General features: G+C 70.6%; 18 protein-coding genes. 3 read left to right on the top strand and 15 right to left on the bottom strand.

Annotated features, from left to right (window positions below; all coding sequences use genetic code 11):
• Nucleotides 1–67: 67 nt before the first annotated feature.
• From ruvX to AC3DEV_RS06175, 3 genes are all read right to left on the bottom strand, one after another.
• On the bottom strand, nt 68–589 hold the full coding sequence (gene ruvX / locus AC3DEV_RS06185; RefSeq protein ID WP_488371584.1) for a Holliday junction resolvase RuvX: 522 nt from the start codon (nt 587–589) through the stop codon (nt 68–70).
• A complete protein-coding gene (gene alaS / locus AC3DEV_RS06180; protein ID WP_488371583.1) occupies nt 586–3,246 on the bottom strand; it encodes an alanine--tRNA ligase in 2,661 nt (886 codons plus the stop codon). Before alaS ends, ruvX begins: the two co-directional genes overlap by 4 nt.
• A gap of 326 nt (nt 3,247–3,572) precedes the next feature.
• A complete protein-coding gene (locus tag AC3DEV_RS06175) occupies nt 3,573–4,973 on the bottom strand; it encodes a replication-associated recombination protein A (RefSeq protein ID WP_488371582.1) in 1,401 nt (466 codons plus the stop codon).
• Nucleotides 4,974–5,103: 130 nt separating this feature from the next.
• Between AC3DEV_RS06175 and AC3DEV_RS06170 the strand changes: the two genes are divergently transcribed.
• The gene (locus AC3DEV_RS06170) at nt 5,104–6,408 is read left to right on the top strand and encodes an alkaline phosphatase family protein (RefSeq protein WP_488371580.1); all 1,305 of its coding nucleotides are present in this window, start codon (nt 5,104–5,106) and stop codon (nt 6,406–6,408) included.
• A 27-nt stretch (nt 6,409–6,435) separates the two neighbouring features.
• On the opposite strand, the gene aspS is transcribed toward AC3DEV_RS06170, so the two are convergent.
• Nucleotides 6,436–8,235: an aspartate--tRNA ligase gene (gene aspS, locus AC3DEV_RS06165; RefSeq protein WP_488371579.1), complete on the bottom strand. Its 1,800-nt coding sequence runs from the start codon at nt 8,233–8,235 to the stop codon at nt 6,436–6,438.
• Between the two features lie 235 nt (nt 8,236–8,470).
• Here aspS and ypfJ point away from each other — a divergent pair, with 235 nt between their 5' ends.
• Nucleotides 8,471–9,403: a KPN_02809 family neutral zinc metallopeptidase gene (ypfJ, locus tag AC3DEV_RS06160; protein WP_488371578.1), complete on the top strand. Its 933-nt coding sequence runs from the start codon at nt 8,471–8,473 to the stop codon at nt 9,401–9,403.
• A gap of 91 nt (nt 9,404–9,494) precedes the next feature.
• Here ypfJ and hisS read toward each other — a convergent pair whose 3' ends face one another.
• Both hisS and AC3DEV_RS06150 read right to left on the bottom strand, forming a co-directional pair.
• A complete protein-coding gene (hisS, locus tag AC3DEV_RS06155) occupies nt 9,495–10,775 on the bottom strand; it encodes a histidine--tRNA ligase (RefSeq protein WP_163375817.1) in 1,281 nt (426 codons plus the stop codon).
• Nucleotides 10,776–10,820: 45 nt separating this feature from the next.
• Nucleotides 10,821–11,486: an MBL fold metallo-hydrolase gene (locus AC3DEV_RS06150; RefSeq protein WP_096905410.1), complete on the bottom strand. Its 666-nt coding sequence runs from the start codon at nt 11,484–11,486 to the stop codon at nt 10,821–10,823.
• A gap of 210 nt (nt 11,487–11,696) precedes the next feature.
• On the opposite strand from AC3DEV_RS06150, the gene AC3DEV_RS06145 reads away from it, so the two are divergent.
• Nucleotides 11,697–12,620: a peptidylprolyl isomerase gene (locus AC3DEV_RS06145; RefSeq protein ID WP_488371577.1), complete on the top strand. Its 924-nt coding sequence runs from the start codon at nt 11,697–11,699 to the stop codon at nt 12,618–12,620.
• Between the two features lie 181 nt (nt 12,621–12,801).
• Here AC3DEV_RS06145 and AC3DEV_RS06140 read toward each other — a convergent pair whose 3' ends face one another.
• The 9 genes from AC3DEV_RS06140 to AC3DEV_RS06100 all read right to left on the bottom strand — a co-directional run bounded on the left by AC3DEV_RS06140 (nt 12,802) and on the right by AC3DEV_RS06100 (nt 22,236).
• A complete protein-coding gene (locus tag AC3DEV_RS06140) occupies nt 12,802–15,225 on the bottom strand; it encodes a RelA/SpoT family protein (protein WP_488371576.1) in 2,424 nt (807 codons plus the stop codon).
• 46 nt (nt 15,226–15,271) lie between these two features.
• Nucleotides 15,272–15,829: an adenine phosphoribosyltransferase gene (locus AC3DEV_RS06135; RefSeq protein ID WP_163375819.1), complete on the bottom strand. Its 558-nt coding sequence runs from the start codon at nt 15,827–15,829 to the stop codon at nt 15,272–15,274.
• Nucleotides 15,826–16,881, bottom strand: a complete 1,056-nt coding sequence (secF, locus tag AC3DEV_RS06130; protein ID WP_488371575.1) for a protein translocase subunit SecF — start codon at nt 16,879–16,881, stop codon at nt 15,826–15,828. Before secF ends, AC3DEV_RS06135 begins: the two co-directional genes overlap by 4 nt.
• Nucleotides 16,878–18,578: a protein translocase subunit SecD gene (gene secD / locus AC3DEV_RS06125; RefSeq protein ID WP_488371574.1), complete on the bottom strand. Its 1,701-nt coding sequence runs from the start codon at nt 18,576–18,578 to the stop codon at nt 16,878–16,880. The genes secF and secD overlap by 4 nt, the downstream gene beginning before the upstream one ends.
• Nucleotides 18,579–18,650: 72 nt before the next feature.
• Nucleotides 18,651–18,959 (bottom strand): preprotein translocase subunit YajC, encoded by a 309-nt coding sequence (yajC, locus tag AC3DEV_RS06120; protein ID WP_256819424.1) that lies wholly within the window; start codon nt 18,957–18,959, stop codon nt 18,651–18,653.
• A gap of 89 nt (nt 18,960–19,048) precedes the next feature.
• A complete protein-coding gene (gene ruvB / locus AC3DEV_RS06115) occupies nt 19,049–20,167 on the bottom strand; it encodes a Holliday junction branch migration DNA helicase RuvB (RefSeq protein ID WP_488371573.1) in 1,119 nt (372 codons plus the stop codon).
• The gene (gene ruvA, locus AC3DEV_RS06110; protein WP_488371572.1) at nt 20,167–20,766 is read right to left on the bottom strand and encodes a Holliday junction branch migration protein RuvA; all 600 of its coding nucleotides are present in this window, start codon (nt 20,764–20,766) and stop codon (nt 20,167–20,169) included. The genes ruvB and ruvA overlap by 1 nt, the downstream gene beginning before the upstream one ends.
• Nucleotides 20,763–21,422, bottom strand: coding sequence for a crossover junction endodeoxyribonuclease RuvC (locus AC3DEV_RS06105; RefSeq protein ID WP_488371571.1), 660 nt, complete (start codon nt 21,420–21,422; stop codon nt 20,763–20,765). Before AC3DEV_RS06105 ends, ruvA begins: the two co-directional genes overlap by 4 nt.
• A 61-nt stretch (nt 21,423–21,483) precedes the next feature.
• Nucleotides 21,484–22,236 carry a YebC/PmpR family DNA-binding transcriptional regulator gene (locus tag AC3DEV_RS06100; protein ID WP_488371570.1) on the bottom strand — a complete coding sequence of 251 codons (753 nt, stop codon included), beginning with the start codon at nt 22,234–22,236 and terminating at the stop codon, nt 21,484–21,486.
• Between the last annotated feature and the right edge of the window lie 53 nt (nt 22,237–22,289).

Here is a 22,289-nt window from a genome sequence, read left to right as displayed (position 1 = left end):
GAGCTGTCCCGCGGACAGCATCGTGCTCGTCGGCCAGTTTATCCAGGCGGGCAGGCCGAGGGGTCGCTCATCGGCGGGCGTGCCGCGAGTCGATCCAGGCCTGGAGCAGGACCACGGCGGCCGCCTGGTCGATCACGTCGCGCTGTTTCCGCGTGTTGCGGCCGGCGCCGTGCAGTGCCGAACTCGCGGTCACCGTCGTCAGCCTCTCGTCGACGAGGTCCACGGGCAGGTCCGGCGCCCCGGCCGTCAGGGCGGTGGCGAACGAGCGGGCCATCGCGGTGGACGCGGTCTCCCGGCCCTTGAGCGAGGTGGGCAGCCCGACCACCACCCCCACGGCGTCGTACTCCTCGACGAGCTCGGCGAGACGCCGGAGTTCGGTGGCCCACCCGGGGTCGCCGTCCGTGACCCGGATGGTCTCGACCGGGGTGGCGAGGATCCCGTCGGGGTCACAGGAGGCCACACCGATGCGGGCGGTGCCCACGTCCAGTCCGAGTCGGCGCCCGCGGGTCCAGCCGCCGCCGGACGTGGCGGGCCCGGCTGGCCCGGCTGGCCCGGCTGGCCCGGCCGCGGCGCCCGGGGCGTCGGTCATCCGGCGTCCCGGACGGCGTCGCGCAGCGCGGACACCGCGGTGTCGATCCCGGCCGGGTCGGACCCGGCACCCTGCGCCATGTCCGGCTTGCCGCCGCCGCGGGCACCGAGCGCGGGCGCGATGGCCTTGACGAGGTCGCCGGCCCTGAGTCCGCGATCCTGCGCGGCGGGGCTGACGGCGATGACGAACGGGACCTTGTCCTGCGCCGGGGCGGTGAGGAACACGACCCCGGCGTCCGAGCCGAGCCGTCCCTTGAGATCGGAGGCGAGGGCGCGCAGGTCTCCCGCGGCGCCGCCGGGGGTGCTGTGTGCGAGGAACCGGATGCCGCCGAGGTCCTCGGCCGAGTTCAGCAGGTCGCCGGCCTGGGCCGCGAGCTGGGAGGCCCGCAGGGATTCGAGCGCCTTCTCGGCCTCACGCAGTTTGGCGGTGAGGGCGGCGACGCGATCGGGCAGCTCGTCGGTGGGCGCCTTGAGCGAGGCGGCCAGCCCGGACACGAGCGCCCGCTCGCGGGCCTGGTGGCGATAGGCGTCCATGCCCACGTAGGCCTCGACGCGCCGGATCCCGGAGCCGACGGACGCCTCCCCCAGCAGGCTGACGGGCCCGATCTGTGCGGAGCTGGACACGTGGGTCCCGCCGCACAGTTCCATGGAGAAGGGGCCGCCGATCTCCACCACGCGGACCCGGGAGCCGTAGTTCTCGCCGAACAGGGCCATGGCGCCCATGCGCTTGGCCTCCTCGAGGGTGGTCTCCACGGTGTTGACCCCATAGTCGGCGTCGACGGCGGTGTTGGTGACCTCCTCGACCTGCGCCAGGACGTCGGAGGGGATCGAGCCGGACCAGTTGAAGTCGAACCGCATGTAGCCGGGCTTGTTGAGCGAGCCTGCCTGGACGGCCTCCGGGCCGAGGATCTGCCGCAGTGCGGCGTGGACGAGGTGGGTGGCGGAGTGGCCCTGGGTGGCGCCCTTGCGCCACTCGGGGTCGACGGCGGAGGTGACGAGCTGACCGGCCTCGGCCTCGCCGCCGGTGAGGACGCCCTTGTGCACCCAGAGCTTCTTGCCGATCTTCTGGACGTCGTCGACCCGCATCTGGAAGCCGGCGGTGGAGATCATGCCGCGGTCGCCCAGCTGTCCGCCGGACTCGGCGTAGAACGGGGTGCGGTCGAGCAGGAATTCCACCGCGTCCCCCTCGCGGGCGACGTGGACGGCCTCGCCGCCGGAGACGATGCCCAGCAGCCGCGACTCGTCGGTCAGGTCGGTGAAGCCGGTGAAGACGGTCTCGCCAGCGTCGAGGAAGTCACGGTAGACGGACAGGTCGGCGTGGGCGTGCTTCTTGGCCCGGGAATCGGCCTTGGCGCGGGCGCGCTGCTCGGACATGAGGGAACGGAAGCCCTCCTCGTCCACCTGCAGCCCGGCCTCGGACGCCATCTCGAGGGTGAGGTCGATCGGGAAGCCGTGCGTGTCGTGCAGGGCGAACGCCTGGCGGCCGGTGAGCACCGCGGCGCCCGACGACCGGGCGTCGGAGGCGGCGCGCTCGAACAGTTGCGTCCCGGACTCGAGGGTCTTGAGGAACGCGACCTCCTCGGCCACCGCGATCCGCTCGATCCGGTCGTACCCGGAGACGGTCTCGGGGAAGGACGGGCCGATCGCGTCGCGGACGGTGGCCATGAACTCGGCCATCGTCTCGCCGGTCGCCCCGAGCAGTCGCACGGAGCGGACGATGCGACGCAGTAGACGGCGCAGGATGTACCCGCGGCCCTCGTTGCCGGGGGTCACGCCGTCGGAGATGAGCATGTAGGCGGTGCGGGCGTGGTCGGCGATGACCCGGAACCGCACGTCGGCGGCGCCGTCCGCACCGTACTTCGCGCCGGACAGTCGCTCGGCGGTCTCGATGACCGGGCGCAGCAGGTCCGTCTCGTAGACGTTCTCCACGCCCTGGAGCAGGAACGCGACGCGCTCGACGCCCATGCCGGTGTCGATGTTCTGCTTGGGCAGCGGGCCGAGGATCTCGAAGGCGTCCTTGCCGGTGCCCTCCCCTCGCTCGTTCTGCATGAACACGAGGTTCCAGATCTCGATGTAGCGGTCCTCGTCGGCCTCGGGCCCGCCGTCCACCCCGTAGGCGGGCCCACGGTCGTAGAAGATCTCCGAGCACGGTCCGCACGGACCGGGCACGCCCATGGACCAGTAGTTGTCCGCCATGCCGCGGCGCTGGATGCGCTCCTCGGGCACCCCGATCACGTCCCGCCAGATGCCGTGGGCCTCGTCGTCGTCGAGGTAGACGGTGACCCACAGCAGCGCGGGGTCGATCCCGAACCCGCCGGCGTCGACAGGGGTGGTCAGCAGCGACCACGCGTGCCGGATGGCGCCTTCCTTGAAGTAGTCGCCGAAGGAGAAGTTCCCGGCCATCTGGAAGAAGGTGTTGTGGCGGGTGGTGATGCCCACCTCCTCGATGTCGAGGGTGCGCACGCACTTCTGGATGGAGGTCGCGGTGGCGTACGGCGGGGTTTCCTGGCCGAGGAAGTAGGGCTTGAACGGCACCATCCCGGCGTTGACGAACAGCAGGTTGGGATCGTCCAACACCAGAGACGCACTGGGGACCTCGGCGTGGCCGGCCCTGACGAAGTGCTCGAGGAAGCGGCGCCGGATCTCATGGGTCTGCACTGGGGGCCTCACTGGTCGTCTACTGGTGGTCTCGGGCGAGGTCCCAGCCTACCGCCGCGCCCGGGCGAGACCGGGAACGAGGTGGGCCGGGGCGGACCTGACGACGACGAGGTGGGCGGCCCCGGGACCGCCTGCGGGCGCCCACCCGGCCGAACCGGCGGATGGGCGCCCGGTGCAGGGCGGGCCCTGCCTGATGGGAGCTCAGCGCGGCATCGGGGGCAGGACGATGCCGAAGTTGGCGGCGGTGTTCCTCCAGGGTGAGCGGCGTGGTCACAGTGCCTGGTCAAGCACTTGATAACGATACTCACATATTCCTCAAGAACTGGCTACGTCTCTGTTCGTATGATCTTCCGGAGCTTGTCCACCCGCGCACTCAGCTCACGCTCGTGCCCGTGCGGGCTCGGCTCGTAGTAGTCACGCCCCACCAGCTCGTCGGGCGGGTACTGCTGCGCCACGACCCCGGCGGGCGCGTTGTGGGCGTAGCGGTAGCCCACCCCGTTGCCGAGGCCCTTCGCCCCGGCGTAGTGGCCGTCCCGCAGATGCTTGGGCACCTCGCCCACCCCGCCCGCGCGGACGTCGGCCATCGCGGCGTCGATCGCGGCGATGACCGCCTTGGATTTGGGGGCCGTGGCGAGGTGGATGGTGGCCTGCGCCAGCGCCAACCTGCACTCCGGCAGTCCGACCTTCTGCACGATCTCGGCGGCGGCCCCCGCGGCCAGCAGCGCGGTGGGGTCGGCCATCCCGATGTCCTCACTGGCGTGGACCATGAGGCGCCGGGCGATGAACCGCGGGTCCTCCCCCGCGACCAGCATCCGCGCGAGGTAGTGCAGGGCGGCGTCCACGTCGGACCCGCGGATGGACTTGATGAACGCGCTCGTGACGTCGTAGTGCTGGTCCCCGTCGCGGTCGTAGCGCACCGGCGCGGCGTCCAGGCTCAGCTCCACGATCTCCGGGGTCACCACCCCGTCCTCCGCTGCCCCCGCCGCCGCCTCGAGGATCGTGAGGCTGCGTCTGGCGTCGCCCCCCGACAGTCTGACGATGTCCTCGACCGCCTCGTCCGTCAGCTCGACCTCGCCGGCCAGGCCCCGCTCCTCGGCCACCGCGCGCCTCAGGACGCCGGCCACACCACTATCGTCCAGCCCGCGGAGCTCGGCGATGAGGGATCGACTCAGCAACGGGGCGATCACGGAGAAGTGGGGGTTCTCCGTGGTGGCGGCGACCAGGAGGACGATGCCGTTCTCCACCGCGGCGAGCAGGGCGTCCTGTTGGCTCTTGGAGAACCGGTGCACCTCGTCGATGAACAGGACCGTGCGCTGACCGTGCACCTGGCGGGTGCGGGCGTCGTCGATGACCGCGCGGACGTCTTTGACCCCCGCGCTCAACGCGGACAGCGCCACGAAGTGCCGACCCGAGGTGCTAGCGACGAGGTTCGCGAGCGTCGTCTTCCCGGTACCCGGCGGACCGTAGAGGATCAGCGAGGAGCCGCCGCGCCCCTCCACCAGCCGCCGCAGCGGGGAGTTGGGCCGCAGGAGGTGCTCCTGGCCGATCACCTCGTCGAGGGTCCGCGGCCGCATTCGCACGGCCAGCGGTGCGGACGGGTCCACGTCCCCCGCCGCGGGCGGGAGGGGCGCGTGTCCGCCCGCGTCCCCGGCGGCGAACAACCCGGCATCGTCTGTCACGCCGACCAGGCTACCGGCGGGCCCGGATTCCGACCCCCGGGTGAACATTCGGCGTCCGATCACCGAAAGTGCGGGCAGCCCTCGTTGTCGTCGGGTTCCCTGGTGGTCGGGTGTGTCACGTCCTACGCCGGGCACACCGCCCCGCCAGCCACCACCCGACCGTCAGGACCCCCGCCCCATGTGCCGCGACGACAACCCCACCCACGGACCCGCACTCACCCGTCGTGAGGCGCTCGCCGGCGCCGGCATGGTCGCCGCCGCCGGCGCCGTCGGGGTGACCCTGCTCGCCGACCCCGCCCCCGTGTGGGCGAACCCGGTGCGCCCGGTGGCCGACGACCTCGACGTCTACGTGATCGTCACCGACGGCATGCGGCCCGACGAACTCAACCCGGCCCAGGCGCCCACCCTGCACCGATGGGCCTCCGAGGGGACGCGGTTCACCGACGCCTCCTCCGTGATGATCGCCGAGACCCTGCCCAACCACGCCGCCATGGTCACCGGGGTGCTGCCCGCGCGCAACGGGGTGCCCGCGAACGCCATCTGGGACCACGCGATCGGGGACGAGAGGACCCTCGACCGGCCCGACGACCTGCGGGCGGCCACCGTGCTGGACCGCATCCGGACCGAGGCGGGTCTGACCACCGCGAGCGTGCTCAGCAAGGACTACCTCCACGGCCTGTTCGGTGGCCGCGCGAGCGTGCAGTGGGCACCCTTCCCGCTGGTGCCGGTCACCGACCACTCGCTCGACTGGTTCACCGTCGAGGCCCTCAAGCAGACCATCACCGACCACGCCCCGCGGATGACGTTCGTCAACCTCGGCGACATGGACCGCTTCGGCCACATGGACCTGTCCGGCACCTCACTGCGACTGGCCCGCAACCAGGCGGTGTACAACTCGGACCACAAGCTGTGGGACCTCGAGCAGTTCCTGCGGTCCACCGGCCGGTGGGAACGGTCGGTGCTCATCGTGTTGGCCGATCACGGCATGGACTGGTCGGAGCCGCTGCGCCTCATCAGTGCCGCCGGCGCGATCGACGCCGACCCCGCGCTGCGCGGGCGCGTCGGGATCGCCCAGAACGGGGGCGCCGACACCTTCGCCCACCTCGGCCCCGCCGGAGAACGCGAGGCGACCCTGGCGCGCCTGCGTGAGGTGGTCGGCGCGCTCCCGGGCGTCAACCGCCTCTACGATCCGGCCGAACTCGACCTGGGCGAGCGCGGTGGCGACCTCGTGGCCACCTGTCATCCGGGATGGCGGTTCTCCGACCCCACCCCGTTCTCCAACCCCATCCCCGGCAACCACGGACACGAGGTCACGCTCGGCATCCCGTTCTTCATCGCCGGCGGGCACCAGATCGTCCGCCGGGGGCAGGTCGTCGACCGTCCCGTGCGCACCCTCGACGTGGCGCCGACGGTGGCCCGGCTGTTCGGACTCGACCATTCCGGGATGGACGGGCGCCCGGCGCTCGAGGCGTTCCACCTCTGAGACGCCCGGGGCCGCCCGCCTCGGGTACTACCCGGCTGCGGCCCCGTCCTGGGCGGCCTGCCCGCGCTGGACCGGCTTGGCGTCGATGCCGGACTCCTTGCGCTGCTGGGTGGTGATCGGCGCGGGAGCGTCGGTGAGCGGGTCGACCCCGCCGCCGGACTTGGGGAAGGCGATGACGTCGCGGATGGACTCGGTTCCGGCCAGCAGCGCACAGATGCGGTCCCAGCCGAAGGCGATGCCACCGTGCGGCGGGGCGCCGTAGGAGAAGGCGTCGAGCAGGAAGCCGAACTTCTCCTGCGCCTCCTCCTGCGAGATGCCCATGACGCCGAAGACCCGCTCCTGGACGTCCTTGCGGTGGATACGGATCGACCCGCCACCGATCTCGTTGCCGTTGCACACGATGTCGTAGGCGTAGGCCAGCGCCGATCCCGGATCGGTGTCGAACGTGTCGAGGTGCTCGGGCTTGGGCGAGGTGAACGCGTGGTGCACGGCGGTCCACGCACCCGAACCGACGGCCACATCGCCGGCGGCGGTGGCGTCGTCCGCGGGCTCGAACATCGGGGCGTCGACGACCCAGGTGAACGCCCACTTGGTGGGGTCGATCAGTCCGAGCTTCTCGGCGATCTCACCGCGTGCCGCACCGAGGAGAGCGCGGGTGGACTTGACCGCTCCCGCGCCGAAGAAGATGCAGTCCCCCGGCTCCGCGCCGACGTGCGCGGCGATCCCGGCGCGCTCGGAGTCCGACAGGTTCTTGGCGACGGGGCCGCCCAGCTCGCCGTCCTCACCGACGAGGATGTAGGCCAGCCCCTTGGCGCCGCGCTGCTTGGCCCACTCCTGCCAGGCGTCGAGCTGGCGACGCGGCTGCGACGCCCCGCCCTTCATGACTACCGCGCCGACGTACGGCGCCTTGAACACCCGGAACGGGGTGTCGGCGAAGAACTCCGTGCACTCGACCAGTTCGATGTCGAACCGAAGGTCGGGCTTGTCCGAACCGTAGCGACGCATCGCCTCGTCGTAGGTCATCCGCGGGATGGGGGTCGAGATCTGATACCCGGCGGTGGCCCACACCTCGGTGAGGATCTCCTCGGCCACGGCGATCACGTCGTCCTGGTCGACGAAGCTCATCTCCACGTCCAGCTGCGTGAACTCCGGCTGCCGGTCGGCGCGGAAATCCTCGTCCCGGTAGCAGCGGGCGAGCTGGTAGTACTTCTCCATCCCGGCCACCATGAGCAGCTGCTTGAACAGCTGCGGCGACTGCGGGAGAGCGTAGAACGTCCCCGGCTGCAGGCGGGCGGGCACGAGGAAGTCGCGGGCCCCCTCGGGCGTCGAGCGGGTCAGCGTGGGCGTCTCGATCTCCACGAAGTCGTGACGGGCCATGACGCCCCGCGCCGCGGCGTTCACCTCGGACCGCAGGCGCAGTGCGGCGCCCGGGCCCTCACGCCGCAGGTCGAGGTAGCGGTGACGCAGGCGCGCCTCCTCGCCGACCTCGTCGTCGAGCTGGAACGGCAGGGCCGCGGCCTCGCCGAGCACCTCGAACGAGGTCACGTCGATCTCAACCTCGCCCGAGGCGAGGTTCGGGTTCTCCGACCCCTCCGGGCGGCGGTCCACCACGCCGGTGACGGCGACGCAGTACTCGTTGCGGAGGCGGTGTGCGCGCTCGGCGACCTCCTCGGAACGGAACACCACCTGGCACACGCCGGTCGCGTCGCGGAGGTCGACGAAGATGACCCCGCCGTGATCCCGGCGGCGCGCGACCCAGCCGGCCAGGGTGATGGTCTCCCCTGCATCGGCGGCTCGGAGCTGGCCGGCGGAATGGGTGCGCAGCACTGCGGTTGTCCTCTCGTCGGGAAAAGGTGTGCGGTCGGCGAACTCCGGAACGGACCCACCGCCGGATGAGCGGTCGGCCCCGGGTTCGGACGAGGGACAGTCTACGTCCACCCGCGGGCGTTCCCCGTCTCGGCTGCGACCGCGTCCCGACGGCCCATACAGTGATCCGACAAGCACCGCGGTGGTGCGGCGTGCCCGGGTGGACCGGCGGCCGGTGTGGACGAGAGGTGACGATATGACGTTCCGACAGGGCGGGAGACTGGACACCAGCGGGGTCTCCGGCGGGGGCCGCGGGGGCCGAGGGGGTCGCCGGGGGATGGCGGTCGGTGGCGGTGTCGGCGGCCTCGTCGTCGTCGTCATCGCGTTGTTCCTCGGCGTCGACCCAGGCCAGCTCGGACTCGACGGCGGCGACACGGACCGGGGCGCCACCGGCGGCCGGGCACAGACCTCTGACTCGGCGCAGCAGTTCCAGGCCCACATCGACCAGTGCGACCTGCAGCAGGCCAACACCGACACCATCTGCCGCGTCGTCGCCACCACCGAGAGCCTCGAGGACGTGTGGAACACCCAGTTGCCCGACCAGATCGGGATGCGCTGGGTCCAGCCCCACACCACCATCTTCACCGGTGCCGTCGACACCGGATGCGGTGGCGCCTCCTCCGACATCGGACCGTTCTACTGCCCGGCCGACGAGAACGTGTACATAGACCCCGCGTTCTTCGACCGGGTCCTCGTGCGCCAGCTCGGTGGCCCACCCTCCGGCGCGGCGCAGATGTACGTCGTCGCCCACGAGTTCGGCCACCACCTGCAGACCATGCTCGGTGACATCCGCCGGTCGCAGCAGGACCCGCAGGGCCCCTCCTCGGGTGCGGTCCGGGTCGAACTCCAGGCCGACTGCTACGCCGGGCTGTGGGCCCACTACGCCACCTCGACCCCGGCGCCCGACGGCGGCCCTCCGCTGCTGGAGAGCCTCACCGGGAGCGACGTGGACGCGATCATCCGGACCGCCGAGGCGATCGGCGACGACCACATCCAGCGCACCGGCGGCGCCCGCGTCGACCCGGGCTCGTGGACCCACGGGTCATCGGAGATGCGCCGGCAGTGGTTCCTGACGGGTTACGAGCAGGGTTCGATGCAGTCCTGCGACACCTTCCGCGCACAGCTCTGAGGCGCACAGCTCTGAGGCGTCCGGCTCTGAGGAACCCAGCTCTGACGCGTGGGCGGGGCCCCGGTCGGTCAGTGCGGCCGGACCGCCGGGGTCACCGGGCGACGGCCCTGCTGACGTGGTCGACGAGACCCTCCAGCGGCACCGGCTCCTGCTCGCCGGTGGCCATCGTCTTGACGACGGCCGTGGAGGTGGCGAGCTCGTTCTCCCCGACGACGACGGTGACCGCCGCTCCGGAGCGGTCCGCGGCCTTGAAGGCGCCTTTCATGCCGCGGTCCCCGTACGCCATGTCCGCGCGGAGCCCGCTGCGGCGGAACTCGGCGAGGACGGGAACCAGAGTCGCCTTGGCCTGCGCGCCGAGAGCCACCGCGTACACGTCGACGCGCCCCTCGGCCGCCGGGTCGATCCCCTCGGCCTGCAGTGCCAACACTGTGCGGTCCACACCGATTCCGAACCCGATGCCGGACAGCGCCTGGCCGCCGAGCTGTTCCATCAGGCCGTCGTAGCGGCCACCGCCACCGATCCCGGACTGGGCGCCGAGGCCGTCGTGCACGAACTCGAAGGTCGTCTTGGTGTAGTAGTCCAGGCCCCGCACCATGCGGGGATTGACCTCGTACGCGACGCCCAGCGCGTCCAGGTGCGCCCGAACGGTCGCGAAGTGCTCGGCGCTCGCGTCCGACAGGTGATCGATCATCAGAGGAGCGCCCTCGAGCTGGGCACGCACCTCGGGGCGCTTGTCGTCCAGGACACGCAGCGGATTGACCCGAGCGCGTTCTCGCGTCGCCTCGTCGAGGTCCAGCCCGGTGAGGAAGTCCTGGAGCCGTTCCCGGTAGTCGGGGCGGCACGTCTCGTCCCCGAGTGAGGTGAGCTCCAGGCGGAACCCGGTGAGTCCGAGGGAGCGGAACGCCTCGTCCGCCACGGCGATCACCTCGGCGTCCAGGGCCGGGTCGTCGACGCCGATCGCCTCGATGCCCACCTGCTGGAGCTGGCGGTACCGGCCGGCCTGGGGGCGCTCGTACCGGAAGAAGGGCCCCGCGTAGCAGAGCTTGACCGGGAGCTGGCCCCGGTCCAGCCCGTGCTCGATCACCGCGCGCATGACCCCGGCCGTGCCCTCGGGGCGCAGTGTGACGCTCCGGCCGCCCCTGTCGGAGAACGTGTACATCTCCTTGGACACCACATCCGTCGACTCCCCCACGCCGCGCGCGAACAACGCCGTGTCCTCGAAGATCGGCAACTCGATGTGCCCGTACCCGGCGCGACGGGCGGCGGTGGTGATGGCGTCCCGGACCGTCACGAACCCGGCGGAGGCCGGAGGCACGTAGTCGGGAACACCCTTGGGTGCCTTGAGCGCGGTCTTCTTGGCGTTGCCGGTCACTGGTGAGGCGTCCTTGGATCTCGAGGGGCGGGTGGGGTGGTGGGTTTAGAGGTCGCGCAGGAACGGATTCGACCGACGCTCACGACCGATGGTCGTGGACGGCCCGTGCCCGGGCAACACCACGGCGTCGTCGTCCAGGACGAGGAACTTCTTGGCGATGGACTGCATGAGCACCTCGGTGTCCCCCGCCGGCAGATCGGTGCGTCCCACACCGTCCTGGAACAGTACGTCCCCACCGAGTACGACCAGCCGGGGTCCGTCCTCGGTCTGCACGGTGATCCGGAACGAGACCGAGCCGGGGCTGTGACCCGGGACGTGGTCCACGTCGAAGGTCATCGAGCCGAGGGTGAGGGTGTCGCCGTCGAACACCTCGATGACCTCGGCCGGCTCCGTGAAGGTGACGCCCTTGAGCATCGCCGACAGGTCGAGCGAGAGCCCCTTGCCCGGGTCGGAGAGCATCTCGCGGTCCTCGGGGTGGATGTAGGCGGGGACCCCGTAGTGATCCGCCACCTGCCGCGCGTTCCAGATGTGGTCGAGGTGCCCGTGCGTGAGCAGCACCGCGCGGGGCCGGAGCCCGGCCTCGGAGATCTGACGGCGGACCTGCTCCTCCGCGTCCTGCCCCGGGTCGACGACCACACAGTCGCCTGCGTCGTCCGCCACGATGTAGCAGTTGGTCTGGAACATCCCGGCGGGGAAACCGACGATCTGCACGTCCCGTACTCCCTTTCTCGACACTGTCGGCGCCGTTCGGCGCCCGGTGCCGGGCAACGGCGCCCGACACCGGAGTGGCGTTCGGCCGTCACTACCCGACCTGGTAGACAAGGACCCTGGGCTGGACCGCCGCGTGGGGCTCTTCACGGAGCCCCGCCGTACGGGTCCGCCCGTGGAGTCCCAGCCTAGTCCAGGTCCCCAGGAGGGTCAGTGTCCACCAACCAGGAACGCCGAGCCGAGGCGCGCCAACGTCTGCGTGAGCAGATGGAGGCGCAGGCGCGCCGCGAGAAGCAGCTGAAGATCGCCGGTGCCTCGGTCGTGGTGGTGGTCCTCCTCGGCATCGTGGGCGTCGTGGTCTGGAACAAGGCGGAACAATCCCGCGCCGAGCAGTACGCCGCCGACTGGGTGACCTGCGAGTACCCGCAGGACACCAGTCCCATGGAGAAGGTCGACCCGGCGGAGTTCGAGGACCAGGGGCCCGAGATCGTCGCCGAGGCGCGTCGTTTCAACGAGCAGGTCGACGAGATCGAGGAGTCCAAGCGCGAGATGGACCCCCCGACCGGGGACCAGCCCCGGAGAGGGACGGCCGAGATCGTCGTGACCACCGGTAGCGGTGAGATCCCCCTGACGCTCGACCGTGACGGCGCCCCCTGCAACGTCGCGAGCTTCGTGCACCTCGCCGAGCAGGAGTACTTCGACGACACCGAGTGCCATCGACTGACGCAGGGCGGGGAGGGTTCGCAGCTCTCCGTCCTGCAGTGTGGTGACCCGACGGGGACCGGGCTCTCGGGCCCCGGGTACTCGATCGTGGACGAGCCGCCCACCGACCTCCCCGTGGCCGAGGACGGTTCGGGGATGTCGGTCTACCCGCGCGGCACGGTCGCCATGGCCAAGTCGCAGGCCCCGAACAGCGCCGGGAGTCAGTTCTTCCTCGTGTACGAGGACTCCATGCTGCCCCCCGAGTACTCCGTGATGGGCACGATCGGCGAGTCCGGTCTGGAGGTCCTCGACGAGATCGCCGAGGCCGGGACGAAGAGCGACGACCAGAGCGATCCGGACTACGAGGCACCGCGCCGACCGGTGGTCATCGAGAAGGTCACGGTCGGCGCCCAGGAGGGTCTGCCCGAGGCGTGAACCCGTAGCACCCGGCCGTGAGCACCGGCCCCGGCCTCCCGGCCCCGGCCTCCCGGCCCCGGCCTCCCGGCCGGGGCCGGTGTCGTCCCACCGGGTCCGCGTCGTCCGGCCGGGGCCGGTGTCGTCCCACCGGGTCCGCGACCGCTGGCCGCGGAGGGTCGGTCAGCCGCGGAGGCGTCGGTCAGTTCGAGGTCATCCGGTAGACGTCGAAGACGCCTTCGACCTTGCGGACCGCACCGAGGACGTGACCCAGGTGTTTGGGGTCGGCCATCTCGAAGGTGAACCGGGAGATCGCCACCCTGTCGTCGCCCGCGGTCTGCACCGAGGCGGACAGGATGTTGACCTTCTCGTCGGCCAGGACCTTGGTGATGTCGGAGAGCAGACGGTGGCGATCGAGTGCCTCCACCTGGATGGCGACGAGGAACACCGCGCCCGGCTGGGGCGCCCACTCGACCTTGACCAGTCGTTCCGGCTCCCGGTGCAGGTCGGAGGCGTTAGTGCAGTCGGTGCGGTGCACGCTGACCGAGCCGCCGCGCGTGATGAAGCCCAGGACCTGGTCCCCCGGCACCGGGGTGCAGCAACGGGCGAGCTTGGCGTGGACGTCCTCCACACCGCCCACGAGTACGCCGGCCCCGGAGGTGGTGGGGCGGGGCGGGGTCATGGTCTTGTCACGGGACCGGTCGGCGAGTTCCTCGGTGACCTCGTCCACGCCGCCGTGGGCGGCGATGAGGCGGCCGACCACGGTCTTGGCGGAGACGTGGTTCTCCCCGATCGCCGTGTAGAGAGCGGTGACGTCGGCGAATCCGAGCTCGCGGGACACCCCGGCGATCGACTCGTTGGAGAAGATGCGGTGTACGGGGACGCCGCCCCGGCGGACCTCACGGGTGATGAGGTCCTTGCCCCGCTCCAGGGCCTCCTCGCGGCGCTCCTTGGCGAACCACTGCCGGATCGAGCTCTTGGCACGGCCGGAGACCACGAACTTCTGCCAGTCCAGGCTGGGGCCGGCATTGAGGTCCTTGGAGGTGAAGACCTCCACCACCTCGCCGTTCTCGAGCGGGCGCTCGAGGGCGACGAGTTTGCCGTTGACCCGCGCCCCGATGCAGCGGTGGCCGACCTCGGTGTGGACCGCGTAGGCGAAGTCCACGGGTGTGGCACCGACCGGAAGGTTGATGACGTCTCCCTTGGGGGTGAAGACGAAGATCTCCTTGCTGGTCATCTCGAAACGCAGGGAATCCAGGAACTCGCCGGGATCGGCGGCCTCGCGCTGCCAGCTGAGCAGTTGCCGCATCCACGCCATCTCGTCGACCTCGGCGGGGTCGCCGTTGTGCTTGCCGCGGGTCTCCTTGTAGCGCCAGTGCGCCGCGATGCCGTACTCCGCGTTGCGGTGCATCTCGTGGGTGCGGATCTGGATCTCGAGGGGTTTGCCGTCGGGTCCGATCACGGTGGTGTGCAACGACCGGTACACGCCGAATCGGGGCTGGGCGATGTAGTCCTTGAACCTCCCCGGCATCGGCTTCCACGTCGAGTGGACCACCCCGATCGCGGCGTAGCAGTCGCGCACGTCCTCGCACAGGACACGGATGCCCACGAGGTCGTGGATCTCGTCGAACTCCCGGCCCCGGACGATCATCTTCTGATAGATCGACCAGTAGTGCTTCGGACGACCCTCGACCCGCGCCTGGATGTGGGCCTTCTCGAGGTCCGTCCGCACCCGGTTGGTCACGGTGCCCAGGTAGACGTCGCGGCTGGGGGCCCGGTCGGCCACGAGCCGCACGATCTCCTGGTACTTCTTCGGCTCGAGGATCGCGAAGGCGAGGTCCTCGAGCTCCCACTTGATGGTCGCCATACCCAGCCGGTGTGCGAGCGGGGCGATCACCTCGAGGGTCTCCCGCGCCTTTTTGACCTGCTTCTCGGGCGGCAGGAACCGCATCGTCCGCATGTTGTGCAGGCGGTCGGCCACCTTGATCACCAGGACGCGGGGATCGTGTGCCATGGCGATGATCATCTTGCGGATGGTCTCCGCTTCGGCGGCCTCACCGAACTCGACCTTGTCCAGCTTGGTGACACCGTCCACGAGGTGGGCGACCTCGCCGCCGAAATCGGCCTCCAGCCGGGCGAGCGAGTAGTCGGTGTCCTCCACGGTGTCGTGCAGCAGCGCCGCGACGAGGGTGGTGGTGTCCATGCCCATCTCGGCGCAGATGGTCGCCACGGCGAGCGGGTGGGTGATGTAGGGGTCGCCGGACTTGCGGTAGACGCCCTCGTGTTGCTTCTCGGCGAGGGTGTACGCGCGGGCCAGCAGACCCACGTCGGCCTTGGGGTGGTGGATGCGGTGGACGCGTACCAGCGGCTCGAGAACCGCCGGCGTGGAGGTCACGGTCAGCCCGGAGGTGAGGCGGCGAGCCCACCGCGCGCGCACCCGTCGGCCGGCGGACGGTCGATTGCCCGGGATCACCGGGAGCGGCTGGGTCGAGGGCTGGGGTGACGAGAGTTGGGGTGACGAGAGTTGGGGTGACGAGGGTTGGGGTGACGAGGGTTGCTGCTGATCCATCTGTCCGGGTCGCGCGCCCCCGTCCGGCTGCCCGGCGGGGTCCTGCCGTTGCGTCATCTCCGGCTCCTCCCTCCAGTTCCGGGCCGTCAGGAACGGCCGGCGGTCACGCGACCGTGAGGCAGGTCAGCGGTGTGGCGGCCAGTCTATCCCGCCCCCCGAGGCCGGGGACCTCGAGCACCACGGACAGCCCCACGACGATCGCTCCGCAGTCCTCGAGTAGACCGACCGCTGCGGTGAGCGTCCCCCCTGTGGCGAGGACGTCGTCGACGACGAGGACGCGCTTCCCGCTGAGGTCGAGCCCGTCCGCGGGGAGTTCCAACGTGGCGGCGCCGTACTCGAGCTCGTAGGAACGCGAGTGCACCGGGGGCGGGAGCTTGCCGGCTTTGCGGATCGCGAGGATGCCGGTGTGCAGGCGTACGGCCGCTGCGCCGGCCAGCAGGAACCCGCGGGCGTCGAGTCCGGCGACGTAGTCCACGCTGCCGATCTCGTGTCCGGCGATGAGCCCGGCCACGACGGCGTCGAAGCCGTCGGCGTCAGCGAGGACCGGGGTGAGGTCACAGAACTGGACCCCCGCGGACGGGAAGTCCTCGACGCGACGCATCAGCCGCTCCACGGCAGAGCTGATCGCCGGTGAGACGGGGGTGAGGGCAGGTTCGGTCATGCGGCGGCCTCGGCCTTCTCGCGTCGGGCCAGGACCTTGGCGGTCTGGCGGCGGATCTCTGGATCGCGGTTCTTGAGGGACACCAGCAGGGGTGTCGCGAGGAAGACGGAGGAGAAGGTGCCGGTGATGATGCCGACCATCTGCACGAGCGCCAGGTCCATCAGGGTGCCCACACCGAGAATCCACACGGCGATCACGACCAGCGCCAGCAAGGGCAGCACGCCGATGATCGTGGTGTGGATCGAGCGCATGAGGGTCTGGTTGACACCCAGGTTCGCCTCTTCGGCGTAGGTGCGGCTCGCGGTGTGTCTGATGCCCCGGGTGTTCTCCTCGACCTTGTCGAACACGATCACCGTGTCGTACAGGGAGAAACCGAGAATGGTCAGGAGTCCGATCACGGTGGCGGGGGTGACCTCGAAGCCGACGAGCGAGTAGACGCCGGCGGTGGTCAGCACGTCGAACAGCAGGGCGACGATCGCTGCGGTGGCCATCCGCCATTCGAAGCGGAAGGCGATGTAGCCGAAGACGATGACGAGGAAGACGCCGAGGGCGATCAGTGCGTTCTCGGTGACCTGACCTCCCCAGCTCTCCGAGCGCGCGGAGTCGCCGATAGCCTCCACCGAGGCGTCTCCGTCGGCCGTGACCGGCTGGAACTCCTCGTAGAGCGCGTTTTTGGCCGCGCGGATCTCATCACTGGTGAGGAACCGCGTCTCCACCTCGACGATGCGGGCGTCCCCGGCTCCGACGATCTGGACCGTCTGGGGTTCCTCGCCCACGGACTCCTCGACCACCGCGGCCACGCGGCTCTTGTCGTGGTCGGCGGCGGGCATGGTGAGCTTGGTGCCGCCGGTGAAGTCGATGCCGAAGCTGAAGCCACGGAAGATGATGCTCGCCAGGCAGATGGCGACGATCACGGTGGTGAGAAGGTAGAACTTGCGCCGGTTGGGGACGATGCCGAACGCCCCGGTGCCGGTGTAGAGCCGGGTGAATAGGCTGTCGGTCCGGCCGGCGGGCGTCGCGGCGCTCTCGGCCGTCGTGGTGGGAGTGCTCATCGGCCCTCCTCCTCATCGGTGGCGGGATGCTCTGTGCGCGGCTCGGTGATGGTGTCGCCGCCCGGGCCGCGGATGGTCGCGGTGACGCCGCGGTCCGGTTCCCGTGCGGCATCACTCTCGGTCTTCCGCTCGATGCGACGCTGCTCGGCGGCGGCGGCCTGCAGGTTCTCCATCCGTCCCATCCCGTTCGCCCCGGTCTTGGCGAAGGTGGGCTTGGTGGAGGCCAGGTAGACGAGCGGCCAGGTCACGGTGAACGCGACGAACACGTCCATGATCGTGGTGAGGCCGAGGGTGAACGCGAAGCCTCGCACCTCGCCGCTGGCCAGGAGGTAGAGCACGACGGCTCCGATGAGGCTGACCATGTTGCCGGTGACGATGGTGCGGCTGGCGCTCTTCCAGGCCCGCGGCACCGCGGATCTGAACCGGTGGCCGTCTCGCAGTTCGTCCTTGATGCGCTCGAAGAACACGACGTAGGAGTCGGCGGTCATGCCGATACCGATGACGAGGCCCGCGATGCCCGCCAGGTCGAGGCTGTAGTCGACGGTGTATCCGAGGAACACCAACAGGATGTAGGTGAGCAGGAACGACAGGGCCAACGAGAGGAACGCCAACACACCGAGCAGGCGGTAGAAGAAGGCGGAGTACGCGAGTACCAGCAGGAAGCCGATCGCGCCCGCGAGCAGGCCCGCCTCGAGCGACGCCAGACCGAGGGACGCCGGAACGTTGTCGACGTTGGGGTCCTCGAACGAGATGGGCAGCGCACCGTAACGCAGGTTCGCGGCGAGGGAGGCCGCCTCGTCCATGCTGAAGTCGCCGGTGATGGAGGTCGCCGAGCCGACGGGCGTGACGCCCTGGACGACGGGCGCGCTGATCACCTCGCCGTCGAGGAGGATGGCGATCTGGCGCTGGAGGTTCTCCTGGGTCAGCCGCGACCAGGTGGCGCTGCCCTGCTCGCCGGGGCCGGCGTTGAACCGGAAGGACACCTCGTTCTTGGCGGCCTGCTGGTTGAATCCCGAACTGACGGAGTCCTTGACGATCTGCTGCCCGTCGAGCCGCTGGCCGTCCTCTGGTTCCCCGATCAGCAGCGGGACCGGGCCGAGGACGTACTTGGCGCCCTCCCCGCAGGCGATGAGAGCCTGGGACGGGTCGTCGAAGCCGGCCAGGACATCGCGTTCCGGACAGCGGAACGTCGCGAGGTTCTGGGTGAGCTCCTGGGGGTCACCCTGCCGGACCTCGCGGGCCTCCTCGACCTCCCTGGCGACTGCGTCGCGGTCCCCCTTGGCGGCGGGCACGGGTTCGACGTCGCCCTCGGCGACGGGCTGGACCTGCAGCACGGGACGGATCGTCAACTGCGAGGTGGTGCCGAGGTCACGGGCCTGGCTGGAGTCCTCACCGGGGACGGTCAGGACGATGTTGCTGCCCTCGATGACGACCGAGGTCCCGGCGACGCCGAGTCCGTCGACCCGGTCCCGGATGATGTCCTGGGCCAGACGCAGGTCCGCCTCGTCGGGCTCCCCCTTGGGGATCAGCGTGACGCGGGTACCGCCCTGGAGGTCGATGCCCAGCTTCGGCGTCAGGCCTCGCTCGGCGACGGCGAAGGCGCCGAGGAAGAAGATGAACAGCACCAGGAAGAATGCGGACAGCAGCGCCCACGGTCTGGGGCGGGCGTCGGCGCCTCGAGGACGAGCTGGTGACACAGGTGATCTCTCTCGGTCTTCGTCTGGGGCCTCCGGCTGGACGGCCCCATTACACTACTCGCCGGTCGTGGCCTACCGGGAATCCGTGGCACCCGTCCCGGTGTCGGCCCCGGGGGTCGTACCGGCGTCGATCTTCTCGCGGATCACCCGTCGGTCCCACTGGGTGTGGACACCCTCCGCGATCTCCAGTTCCACGGTCTCGTCGCCCACGGAGACGATGGTCGCGCGGAGGCCCGAGGTGGTGAGCACGCGATCACCCGCCGTCAGTGAGGCCTGCATCTCCCGCATGTCCTTCATCGCCCTGCGTTGTTTCGTGCTCTGCAGGACCATCAGCACGATCAGCACGACGATCATCAACGGCAGCAGCAGTTCCAGTCCCATTCGGGTCCTCCTGACATGGACCCGCCGGTTCCGGGTCGCTGGCGGGTCCGGGCTACGGACGGTCTCGTCCGAGGATGCCAGCCCGGGGCTCAGCCGCGCGCGCCGGGGCCCCGGTCGACCTCGACCGGCAGCATCGGCTGGCCGGCCGCGTTGTCGGAGCGGGTGAGCCCCAGGTGATCCCACGCAGCGGCGGTGGCGATCCGCCCGCGCGGGGTGCGTGCGAGCAGACCGGCGCGGACGAGGAAGGGCTCGCAGACCTCCTCGAGGGTGGTGGACTCCTCCCCCACGGCCACCGCCAGGGTGCTCAGTCCGACGGGCCCGCCCTCGTGTTGGACGAGGAGCGCCCTCAGGACCGCGCGGTCGAGACGATCGAGCCCCAGCTCGTCCACTTCGTACACCTCGAGGGCGGCCCTGGCGACGGGCACGGTGATGCGACCGTCGGCCCGGACCTCGGCGAAGTCACGGACCCGCCGCAGGAGTCGGTTGGCGATACGGGGTGTGCCCCGCGACCGGCCGGCGATCTCCAGCGCGGCATCGGGCTCCACGGGGATGGCGAGGATGTCCGCGGCGCGGGTGACGATCCTGGCGAGGTCGGTGTCCGTGTAGAAGTCCATGTGCGCGGTGAACCCGAACCTGTCGCGCAGCGGACCGGTCAGCGCACCGGACCGCGTGGTGGCACCGACCAGGGTGAACGGGGCGATCTCCAGCGGGATCGAGGTGGCACCCGGCCCCTTGCCCACCATGATGTCGATCCGGAAGTCCTCCATCGCGAGATAGAGCATCTCCTCGGCCGGGCGCGCGATGCGGTGGATCTCGTCGATGAACAGCACGTCGCCCTCGATGAGGTTGGACAACATAGCGGCCAGGTCGCCGGGTCGTTCGAGGGCGGGACCGGAGGTGATCCGCAGCGATCCACCGAGTTCCGCCGCGACGATCATCGCGAGGCTCGTCTTGCCCAGCCCGGGCGGCCCGGAGAAGAGCAGATGGTCGGGTACGACCCCACGGCGGGTGGCGGCGGTGAGGACCAGGTCCAGTTGCTCCCGGACCGTCTCCTGGCCGATGAACTCGCCCAGGCTGCGAGGTCGGAGGGCACCCTCGACGTCGGTGTCGAACGGGGTCGCGGTCGCGGACAGCTCGCCCTCGTGGCCCGCCCCGTCGTCGGCGCCGGGGGAACGCCCGTCGCCGGGCGCGTCGAACGGTCCCGCCATCAGCGCTTACCGAGTGACTTGAGGGCCAGTCGCAGGGCCTGCGCCGGGTCGAGGTCCGGCTCGGCCGCGAGCACCGCGGTGGCGGTCTTCTCGGCCTCCGCGGAGGAGAAGCCCAGGCCCTCGAGTGCCTCTGCGACCTCGGTCGCGGCCGACCCGCCGGTCGTGTCGACCTGGATCCCCACGGAGCCACCGTCAGACACGGGACCGACCTTGTCCTTGAGTTCCAGCACCATGCGTTCGGCCGTGCGCTTGCCCACGCCGGGGACGCGGGTCAACGCCCTGACGTCCCCGGTTCCGAGGGCCCGGACGAGGGCCTCCGGCTCGAGGGTCGCGACGATCGCCAGTGCCAGTCGTGGTCCGACGCCGGAGACGGTCTGCACGGTGAGGAACAACTGACGTGCGTCCACCGAGTCGAATCCGTACAGGGTGAGCGAGTCCTCGCGCACCACCAGCTCCGTGTGGAGCATCCCCTCCGCCCCGCGTCGGAGACCGGCGAGCGCCGCGGGGGTCGCGTGAACGAGCACCCCGACCCCCCCGGTCTCCACAACGCAGCGGTCCAGGCCGATCTCGGCCACGGTCCCCCGGATCGAGGCGATCACCAGCGCACTCCCTTCGTCCGCGCCATGCCCCGGGCCGCGGCCCGGGCGCGCTCCTGATCGGCGGCCGCGCTGCGACCACCGTGTGCGTTCGACGTGGCGGCGTCCCGTGCCGCCGCCACCTTCGACTCGAACCCGGCCCGGGACCGCGCGACGTGGCCGTCCAGCGCGGCGACCCGGCCCTGCATGGGCGCCCGCCAGCTGTGGCACACGGCGAGCGCGAGGGCGTCGGCCGCGTCCGCCGGGCTGGGGGGCTTCTGCAGGCCGAGGATCCGGGTGATCATCAGGGTCATCTGCTTCTTGTCCGCGCGCCCGCTGCCGGTGATGGCCGCCTTGACCTCGGAGGGCGTGTGGAAGGCCACCGGGATGTCGCGATAGGCGGCGGCCAGCGCCACGACCCCGGCGGCCTGGGCGGTGCCCATGGCGGTGGAGACCTGGTTCTGGGCGAACACCCGCTCGATGGCGACCACGTCCGGTCGATGGATCTCCATCCACTCGTCCGCCACGGCGTGCACCGTCCGTAGACGCCTCTCGAGGGGTTCCTGGGCGGTTGTCCGCACGACATCGACGTCCAATGCCGTGACGGCGCGACCCGGTTCGGTCTCGATCAGCGCGAGCCCGCACCGGGTCAGCCCCGGGTCCACACCCATCACGCGCATAGCGACCTTTCGCCGACCAGTGGTAGAACCTACGTTCGAGACCCTACCAGTGGTCCGGGCGTCAGGCGTTCAGGGCCGCCAGCACGTCGTCCGGCACGTCGAGGTTGGAGTAGACGTTCTGGACGTCATCGGAGTCCTCGAGCGCGTCGATCAGCCTGAAGACCTTCCCGGCGCCGTCGGCGTCGACGGTCACCTCGACCGACGCGCGGAAACCGGACTCGGCCGACTCGTAGTCGATGCCGGCCTCCTGGAGCGCGGTGCGCACCTGGACGAGATCGGTGGGTTCGCAGACCACCTCGAACTGCTCACCGAGGTCGTTGACCTCCTCGGCGCCGGCCTCGAGTACGGCCATGAGGACGTCGTCCTCCTCGAGCTCGCCCTTGTCCAGCACGATCTCGCCCTTGCGGGTGAACAGGTAGGCCACCGAACCGGGGTCGGCGAGGTTGCCGCCGTTGCGGGTCATCGCCGTGCGCACCTCGCCTGCGGCGCGGTTGCGGTTGTCGGTCAGACACTCGATGAGCAGGGCCACGCCGTTCGGGCCGTACCCCTCGTACATGATGGTCTCCCACTCGGCGCCGCCCGCCTCCTCACCGGCGCCACGTCTACGCGCCCGCTCGACGTTGTCGCCCGGGACCGAGTTCTTCTTGGCCTTCTGGATGGCGTCGTAGAGCGTCGGGTTGCCGGCTGGGTCACCGCCGCCCGTACGGGCCGCCACCTCGATGTTCTTGACGAGCTTGGCGAAGAGCTTGCCGCGCTTGGCGTCGATCGCGGCCTTCTTGTGCTTGGTGGTGGCCCACTTGGAATGGCCTGCCATGTGATGTTCCGCCCTCCGGGGGTTCTCAGACCGGCCCGCCGTATGGTGGGTCC

The organism is Dietzia sp. IBK-p2-15D, from assembly GCF_057773105.1.
The sequence above is the reverse complement of the archived record's forward strand: the minus strand, read 5'-3'. Positions and strand labels throughout refer to the sequence as shown.